A 7,294-nucleotide genomic window follows, 5' to 3' on the forward strand; every position below is an offset into this window, starting at 1 on the left:
TGACCCAGTGGCCGCCGCCCGCCTCGTCGTCCTGGTCTCCGGCTCCGGCACCAACCTTCAGGCGCTGCTCGACGCCATCGCCGCCGATCCCGAGGGGTACGGCGCGGAGATCGTCGCCGTCGGCGCCGACCGCACCGGCATCGCGGGTCTGGAGCGGGCCGAGCGTGCCGGTCTCCCCACCTTCGTCTGCCGGGTGAAGGACCACGCGACCCGCGAGGAGTGGGACCGCGCCCTGACCGAGGCCACCGCCGCCCACGAGCCCGACCTCGTCGTCTCGGCTGGCTTCATGAAGATCGTCGGCAAGGAGTTCCTCGCCCGCTTCGGCGGCCGGGTCGTCAACACCCACCCGGCGCTGCTGCCCAGTTTTCCCGGTGCCCATGGAGTGCGGGACGCACTCGCGTACGGCGCGAAGGTCACCGGATGCACCGTCCACTTCGTCGACGACGGCGTCGACACCGGCCCGATCATCGCCCAGGGCGTGGTCGAGGTCCGGGACGAGGACGATGAAGACGCTCTCCATGAGCGCATCAAGGAAGTCGAGCGCTCGCTGCTCGTCGAGGTCGTGGGGCGTCTGGCCCGGCACGGCTACCGCATTGAGGGACGAAAGGTAACAATCCCGTGACCGCCGAAGGTACGAAGCGCCCCATCAGTCGCGCACTCGTCAGCGTCTACGACAAGACCGGCCTTGAGGAGCTGGCCCGCGGCCTGCACGAGGCGGGTGTCGCCCTCGTCTCCACCGGCTCCACCGCCTCGAAGATCGCCGCGGCCGGTGTCCCGGTCACCAAGGTCGAGGAGCTGACCGGCTTCCCCGAGTGCCTGGACGGCCGGGTCAAGACCCTCCACCCGCGCGTGCACGCAGGCATCCTCGCCGACCTGCGCCTGGAGGACCACCGCAACCAGCTCGCCGAGCTGGGTGTCGAGCCCTTCGACCTGGTGATCGTCAACCTGTACCCGTTCAAGGAGACCGTCGCCTCCGGCGCCAGCCCGGACGAGTGCGTCGAGCAGATCGACATCGGCGGCCCGTCGATGGTCCGCGCCGCCGCCAAGAACCACCCGTCCGTGGCGGTCGTCACCAGCCCGGCGCGGTACGCCGACGTGCTCGCGGCCGCCCAGAGCGGCGGCTTCGACCTGACCACGCGCAAGCGCCTGGCGGCCGAGGCCTTCCAGCACACCGCCGCGTACGACGTGGCGGTCGCCTCCTGGTTCACCGACAGCTACGCGGCCGACGAGGACGCGGAGCTGCCGGAGTTCCTCGGCAAGACGTGGGAGCGCAAGTCGTCCCTGCGCTACGGCGAGAACCCGCACCAGAGTGCCGCGCTCTACACCGACGGTCTGCGCGGCGGACTGGCCAACGCCGAGCAGTTGCACGGCAAGGAGATGTCCTTCAACAACTACGTGGACACCGAGGCGGCCCGGCGCGCGGCCTTCGACCACGACGAGCCCTGTGTCGCCATCATCAAGCACGCCAACCCGTGCGGGATCGCCCTCGGCGAGGACGTCGCGGAGGCGCACCGCAAGGCGCACGCCTGCGACCCGCTGTCGGCCTTCGGCGGCGTCATCGCCGTGAACCGGCCGGTGTCGGTCGCCATGGCCGAGCAGGTCGCGGAGATCTTCACCGAGGTCATCGCCGCTCCGGACTTCGAGGACGGGGCGGTCGAGGTCCTGGCCCGCAAGAAGAACATCCGGGTCCTGAAGGTCGAGGGCTTCCCGGCCGCGATGATCGACGACATCAAGCCCATCTCGGGTGGCGCGGTCGTCCAGCACCTCGACCTCTTCCAGGCCGAGGGCGACGACCCGGCGAACTGGACGCTGGCGGCGGGCGACGCCCTCTCCGCCGACGAGCTGGCCGAGCTCGCCTTCGCCTGGAAGGCGTGCCGCGCGGTCAAGTCCAACGCGATCCTGCTGGCGAAGGACGGCGCGTCGGTCGGCGTCGGCATGGGCCAGGTCAACCGCGTCGACTCCGCGAAGCTCGCGGTCGAGCGGGCGGGCGAGGAGCGCGCGCGGGGCTCGTACGCGGCCTCGGACGCGTTCTTCCCGTTCCCGGACGGCCTGGAGATCCTCACGGCGGCGGGCGTGAAGGCGGTCGTGCAGCCGGGCGGTTCGGTGCGCGACGAGCAGGTGGTCGAGGCGGCGAAGAAGGCGGGCGTGACGATGTACTTCACGGGCACGCGCCACTTCTTCCACTGACGGACCGCACTGATCGAAGCCCGCTGACCGGACCGCGCTGACCGAAGCCCGCTGACCGGCCCGCACTGACCGGACCGCGCTGACCGTAGCCCGCTGATCGGACCCCGCTGATCGAAGCGGTACGACGGACGGCCCGCCGGTACATCACGTACCGGCGGGCCGTCCGTTCGAACGCGGAACGCCTCGGGCCGGGGGGCGGGCCGGAGCGCTCTGGTCTAATGGGTTGCTCTTTTGTCGGCGGCTGGTGGGTGGGGGCGCGGTGTTGGATGTACAGAGCGGGGCGGTGGAGACCTCCGCCCCGGAGACCGGCCGTGCCGAGCCGCCGGAGCGCGGGCTCGCCGAGGCGCCCGTACGCCCGTACGCCCTGGTGGCGGGCGGGCTGTGCGCGCTCTACTTCCTCTACTCCTGGGTTCAGTACGCGCACTTCCGTACGCCCTCCTGGGACCTCGGGATCTTCAACCAGTCCGTCCGGGCCTACGCCGAGTTCCGGGCACCGATCGTCGACATCAAGGGCCCCGGCTTCCTCATACTCGGGGACCACTTCAGTCCCGTAACGGCGCTCCTCGCGCCCCTGTACTGGATCTGGTCCTCCCCGCTCGCCCTCCTCTTCGCGCAGGCCGCGCTCTTCGCCGCCTCCGCCGCCGTCGTCGGGCGCACCGCCCACCAGGTGCTCGGCAGCCGCGCCGTCGGTCTGGGGCTCACCGTCGCGTACGGGCTGTCCTGGGGCCTCCAGGAGGCGGTCAAGTCCGACTTCCACGAGATCGCCTTCGCCGTCCCGCTGCTCGCGCTGACCTGTCGCGCCCTGCTCCTCGGGCGCTGGACGGCGGCCGCCGCCTGGTCCGCGCCGCTGGTCCTGGTCAAGGAGGACATGGGGCTCACCGTCGCGATGGTCGGCGCCGTCCTCTTCCTCAAGGGGCAGAAGCGCCTCGGCGCCTCGCTGGCCGCCTTCGGCACCGCCTTCTTCGCCCTGACGGTCCTGGTCCTGATCCCGGCGGCGAGCCGGGTCGGCCAGTACGACTACTGGGCCAAGATCGAGAAGTCGAGCGAGGGTGCCGACGTCTCCTTCGTCCAGGTGCTGCTCGGCTCGCTGGACTCCGGCGTCAAGTGGGAGATGGTCTTCTTCCTCATCGGCATCACCGGCTTCCTGGCCCTGCGTTCCCCGCTGATGCTCCTCGTGCTGCCGACGCTCGGCTGGCGCTTCGTCTCCCAGGACCCGAACCACTGGGGGATGATCTGGCACTACAGCGCCATCCTGATGCCGATCGTCTTCCTCGCCCTCGTCGACGGCGTCCGCGCCGTCCGGACCTCCCCGCGCGCGTGGCTCGTGGCGTACGGCAAGGTCGTCGTCCCGGTCGTCACGGCCGTCGCGATCGTGATCGCCCTGGACCTGCCGCTGCGGGAGCTGCTGCGCTCGGAGACGTACCGTACGGACGCCCGGACCGTGGAGGCCCGGCGGGCGGTCGACGCGGTGCCGACGGGGGCGAGCGTCGAGACGAACGTGACGCTGATGGCGCACCTCACCGCGGACCGCAAGGTCTACTGGGTGGGCGGGGCGAAGGGTGTCAGCCCGGACTACCTTGCCCTCGACCTGGCCTCGGGCTGGTCCCAGCCGGTGACGGATCCGGTGCAGCTCGCTTCCCAGCTGCACCCGGAGGCGCGGTACGAGGTGTCGGCGCGGTCGGGACAGTTCGTCGTGCTCAAGCGGAGCTGAGCGTGGGGTGACCCTGCGGGGCGCCCATGTCGAAGGGGCCCGGATTCCTTGCGGAACCGGGCCCCTTCGGCATGGCCGGCGCGTAGGTCAGTACTGCGCGCGCTGACGGTTGAACCAGGCCGAGCCGTCGCCCTTGCCGACGAAGACCGCGACGAGGATGGCCATCACGGTGTGGGCCAGGCCGATGATGACGAACGGGTAGATGCCGAGGATCGCAGTGATGATGCCGAAGACCAGGGCCGTGACGCGGACGCCGTTGCCGCCGCTGCCGAACTTGGCGCCGAGCACGATGGCGAGGACACCCCAGGCGAGGATCAGGACGGTGACGCCCCAGACCGCGCCGACGGACCAGTCGGCCACCTGCTGGAACTGGACGTCGTCCTTCAGCGCGGGGTCGTTCTTGGCGGCGCTGACGCCGACCGCGGCGAGCGCGGCGAAGATGGCGCCGAGGATCTGGAGGCCGCCGATGACGAAGAGCATCACGCGGGCCGCCTTCACACCGCCCGGCATCTCCGTGACGCCCGGGTAGCCGCCGCCGTACGGCTGCTGGACCGGGGGAGCCTGCGGGTAGCCGTAGCCCGGCTGCTGACCCTGCTGCTGGGGGTAGCCGTAGCCCGGCTGCTGACCCTGCTACTGGCCGTAGGGGTTGTTCGGTTCACCGAAGCTCATCGCGGGATTCCTCCGTTGGTCTGTGCGGGGACAACGCGGCCCGCGACGGAGGAGATTTCACAGCTTATGAGCGATTTGCCCCCCGGCACTGCCCGCGGCAGTTCGCGGACATCGTCGTCGTAGCGTCGACTTTTTGTCCAGTCGGTTCGCACGGGTGTTGTGCGAGTGCAACTTTTCCGCCCGCCTCCGCGCGGTCGGCGCCGACGCGAATTGGAACAAGCGAGGGGTCATCCGGGAGGATGGGGCCATGAGCGCCCAGATTCTCGATGGCAAGGCCACCGCAGCCGCGATCAAGACCGATCTGACCGCCCGCGTCGCGGTCCTGAAGGGCAAGGGCATCACGCCCGGCCTCGGCACGATCCTGGTCGGCGACGACCCGGGCAGTCAGAAGTACGTCGCGGGCAAGCACCGCGACTGCGCGCAGGTCGGCATCGCCTCGATCCAGCGTGAACTGCCCGCGACGGCCACGCAGGAGGAGATCGAGGCCGTCGTACGGGAGCTCAACGAGGACCCCGAGTGCACGGGTTACATCGTGCAACTCCCGCTGCCGAAGGGCATCGACGAGAACCGCGTCCTGGAGTTGATGGACCCGGCCAAGGACGCCGACGGTCTGCACCCGATGAACCTGGGCCGTCTCGTACTGAACGAGCCGGCGCCCCTGCCCTGCACCCCCAACGGCATCATCACGCTGCTGCGCGGGCACGGTGTGGAGATCAAGGGTGCGGAGGTCGTGGTCGTCGGCCGCGGCGTCACGATCGGCCGCCCGATGCCGCTGCTGCTCACGCGGCGCTCGGAGAACGCGACGGTGACGCAGTGCCACACGGGTACGCGTGACCTGGCGGCGCACCTGCGGCGTGCGGACATCATCATCGCGGCGGCGGGCGTGCCGCACCTGATCAAGCCGGAGGACGTGAAGCCGGGCGCGGCCGTCCTGGACGTCGGCGTCTCGCGCAACGGCGAGGGCAAGATCGTCGGTGACGTGGACCCGGGCGTGAACGAGGTGGCGGCCTGGATCTCCCCGAACCCGGGCGGCGTGGGCCCCATGACCCGCGCCCAGCTGCTCGTCAACGTCGTCGAGGCCGCGGAGCGCGCGGCCGAGGCGCTCTGACGATGACGTCGCGGGTGACGGGGGGCGACACGTCGGACGCCCCGGACGCCTCGGACGCGGGCGCCCGGGACGCTTCGGGCGCTTCGGACGTCGGCGCTCGGGACGCTTCGGGCGCGGGTGCCCGGGACGCCTCGGACGCCTCGGACGCGGGTGCCCGGGACGCTTCGGGAGCTTCGGGCGCCGGTGCTCGGGACGCCTTGGAGATCGAGGGTGTGCACCGTGCACCGGCGGCCGGGGGCGATTCCGGTACAGCGGGGTCCGGTGACGCCCCGGGACGGTCGCGGCGGCCTCCGGCGCTGACGACCGACACCGCGCGGCCCGAGGGCGGCGGGCGGGCCGCGGCCGGCGGGGCTCCCGCGCCCGCGCGCCAGTGGCCGCTGCTGACCGTGCTCGGACTCGCCGCGCTGGGACTGCTGGTCGTGGGGACGGACCTCTTCCCGCAGGCGTTCCGGGTCGGGACGATCCTCGTCGGGGTCGCGCTGCTCGCCGGTGCTGGGCTGCGGCGCGCGCTGCCGTCGGTGGGGATGCTCGCCGTACGGTCGCGGTTCACCGACATGGTGACGTACGGCGTCATGGGTGCGCTCATCGTGCTGCTCGCGCTGATGGTGCAGCCGGCCCCCTGGCTGAAGATCCCGTTCCTGGAGGACATCCTCCATCTGACGATCACCTAGGGGGTGCCAGACCCCCTAGCCGCCCCGGTGGCGGAACGGCGCCCGTCCTCCCCCCCGAGGGAGGACGGGCGCCGTTCCGCTTTGAGGATCATGTACGCGCCAACGTGGTTCAAGCGTCGCCGGTGCCCTGTGGCACGGAAGTGACCATTCCGCTACTCCGTCACGCTCCGGGGGCGCGCGCTCGACGCGCATGCACCCCTGCGCCCCCCGCCCCCGAGCTGTCATCCTGGCCCGAGCATCTTCCGGGGGCGTGGGTGACGAGGGGGAATCGCGTATGGCTCGTGGGAAGGCGCCGCCCGACGAACCCGATCCGCGCGTACGCGAGTTCGTGAGCCACCTCCGACGGCTCGTCGACCGCAGCGGGCTCAGTGTCGCCGCCGTCGCCGACCGCACCGGCCACAGCAGGGCCTCCTGGGCGAGGTACCTCGACGGACGGCTCCTCGCTCCCCGGGGTGCCGTCGTCGCGCTCGCCGAGGTGACCGGCACGGAGACCGGCCTGCTCACGGCGATGTGGGAGCAGGCCGAGCGTGCTTGGAGCCGTACCGAGGGGCGCCGCGAACCTGCCGCGGACCCCCGGCAGCCCTCCCGGGGCCCCTCCGCACACGCCGCGAACGTCGCCACGGAGACGAGCGGCGCCGGCGGCGGCGGTCCGCACGGCTCCGGTACGGGAGTCGGTCCCGGCTCCGGTACGGGCTCCGGCACCGGCTTCGGTGCGGGTCCTGGTGTCGGCTCCGGTACGGGCTTCGGTGCGGGTCCTGGTGCCGGCTCCGGCATCGGCTCCCCTACGGGCTCCGTCCCGCCGCGCCGCCCCACCGCACCCGCGGGACCGGCGGGCGCGCCGCCACCCTTCCCCCTACCGCCCCGTCGCCGCGCCGTCCTGATCGTCACCGGGGTCCTCGGCGCCCTGTTCGTCATCGTCGCCGCCGTCCTCCTCACCGACGTCGGTAC

Annotated in this window: 6 protein-coding genes and 1 pseudogene; 6 read left to right on the plus strand and 1 reads right to left on the minus strand. The window is 71.8% G+C overall.

Going from position 1 to position 7,294, the window contains the following annotated elements:
- The first annotated feature begins 7 nt into the window (after positions 1–7).
- The 3 genes from purN (at position 8) to ACFUJR_RS26410 (ending at position 3,898) form a co-directional block, all read left to right on the plus strand.
- The gene (gene purN, locus ACFUJR_RS26400) at positions 8–622 is read left to right on the plus strand and encodes a phosphoribosylglycinamide formyltransferase (RefSeq protein WP_383180561.1); all 615 of its coding nucleotides are present in this window, start codon (positions 8–10) and stop codon (positions 620–622) included.
- Entirely contained in the window at positions 619–2,187 is a 1,569-nt protein-coding gene (purH, locus tag ACFUJR_RS26405) for a bifunctional phosphoribosylaminoimidazolecarboxamide formyltransferase/IMP cyclohydrolase (protein ID WP_383180564.1), read from the plus strand. The genes purN and purH overlap by 4 nt, the downstream gene beginning before the upstream one ends.
- Before the next feature lie 259 nt (positions 2,188–2,446).
- Positions 2,447–3,898: a DUF2079 domain-containing protein gene (locus ACFUJR_RS26410; protein WP_383181139.1), complete on the plus strand. Its 1,452-nt coding sequence runs from the start codon at positions 2,447–2,449 to the stop codon at positions 3,896–3,898.
- 87 nt (positions 3,899–3,985) lie between these two features.
- On the opposite strand, the pseudogene ACFUJR_RS26415 reads toward ACFUJR_RS26410, so the two are convergent.
- Positions 3,986–4,567 (minus strand): annotated as a pseudogene (locus ACFUJR_RS26415) (hypothetical protein).
- Positions 4,568–4,814: 247 nt separating this feature from the next.
- Here ACFUJR_RS26415 and ACFUJR_RS26420 point away from each other — a divergent pair.
- The 3 genes from ACFUJR_RS26420 to ACFUJR_RS26430 all read left to right on the plus strand — a co-directional run.
- On the plus strand, positions 4,815–5,675 hold the full coding sequence (locus ACFUJR_RS26420) for a bifunctional methylenetetrahydrofolate dehydrogenase/methenyltetrahydrofolate cyclohydrolase (RefSeq protein WP_383181136.1): 861 nt from the start codon (positions 4,815–4,817) through the stop codon (positions 5,673–5,675).
- A gap of 2 nt (positions 5,676–5,677) precedes the next feature.
- Positions 5,678–6,346: a DUF3017 domain-containing protein gene (locus ACFUJR_RS26425; RefSeq protein ID WP_383181133.1), complete on the plus strand. Its 669-nt coding sequence runs from the start codon at positions 5,678–5,680 to the stop codon at positions 6,344–6,346.
- Positions 6,347–6,620: 274 nt separating this feature from the next.
- Positions 6,621–7,294: helix-turn-helix domain-containing protein (locus tag ACFUJR_RS26430; RefSeq protein ID WP_383450769.1), on the plus strand; the 674-nt coding region annotated here is incomplete at its 3' end.

Origin of the sequence: Streptomyces sp. NPDC057271 (assembly GCF_042668715.1) — a bacterium.
In the GTDB taxonomy this organism is placed as follows: domain Bacteria; phylum Actinomycetota; class Actinomycetes; order Streptomycetales; family Streptomycetaceae; genus Streptomyces.

Excerpts from the sequence above, each read along its gene's own strand:
- ACFUJR_RS26420 (WP_383181136.1), top strand. The coding sequence starts at position 4,815 with ATGAGCGCCCAGATTCTCGATGGCAAGGCCACCGCAGCCGCGATCAAG.
- ACFUJR_RS26425 (WP_383181133.1), top strand. The coding sequence starts at position 5,678 with ATGACGTCGCGGGTGACGGGGGGCGACACGTCGGACGCCCCGGACGCC.